Consider the following 866-nt stretch of genomic DNA (forward strand, 5'->3'; position numbering starts at 1 on the left):
TAGGGGCTGTATAGAATTGGGAAATAGTTGAAAAAAATAAGCAACGCCTTACACTCTTGTTTACCACAACAAAGAGAAAAGGCGTTACTTATGGCTCGTACCATGCTCACTGATGAACAATGGCAAAAGCTGTCTGATATATTGCGACAAATTAACATATATAACAAGCCCAATCTAAGGCGAACAGTCGAAGCGATGTTGTACCGCATACGTATTGGCTGTCCATGGCGCGACTTACCAACCTGCTTTGGCAAGTGGTCTACCGTATATCATCAATACCGCTATTGGCGTAAAACGGGTAAATGGCAACAACTGATGTCCATAATGACAGCAGACTACGATAGTGAATGGTTATTTATAGATGGTAGCGTGGTAAAAGCACATCAGCACAGTACAGGCGCTGCCAGTTGTCGTGATGAAGCCATCGGCACCAGCGTTGCTGGCAATAGCAGCAAGTTACATCTCATGGTTGATGCTTGTGGTAACCCTGTTCATGTGGCGCTGACAGGAGGCCAAGTACATGATTCTAAAATGGCCAACGCTTTAATTAAAAGTACCATCAAAAAAGAGACTAAGGCTGTTGTAGCAGACAGAGGCTATGATAGTAGCGACATAAGAGATTGTATCTTTGAACATTGTGCTGAGTCAGTAATACCCGTTAAGTCCAACTCTAAAAGCAATAACGATACGCTAGATTGGTACTTATATCGTTGTCGCCATTTAGTAGAAAACGCCTTTGCTAGGTTAAAACACTTCAGAGGCATTGCTACACGCTATGATAAGCTTAAAGCCAGCTATGAGGCTGCCGTAATTCTCGCTTGTGTCTTTATCTGGCTGCCGCTGATTTGAATTCTATACAGCCCCTA

The 866-nt window shown here is 43.1% G+C and carries 1 protein-coding gene; it reads left to right on the plus strand.

What is annotated here, in order from left to right:
* Positions 1 to 90 precede the first annotated feature (90 nt).
* Positions 91 to 849 carry an IS5 family transposase gene (locus ACT3SX_RS15320; RefSeq protein ID WP_101767593.1) on the plus strand — a complete coding sequence of 253 codons (759 nt, stop codon included), beginning with the start codon at positions 91 to 93 and terminating at the stop codon, positions 847 to 849.
* The last annotated feature ends 17 nt before the right edge of the window (positions 850 to 866 follow it).

It is taken from the genome of Psychrobacter sp. AOP31-B2-9 (assembly GCF_052378005.1).
Classification (GTDB): domain Bacteria; phylum Pseudomonadota; class Gammaproteobacteria; order Pseudomonadales; family Moraxellaceae; genus Psychrobacter.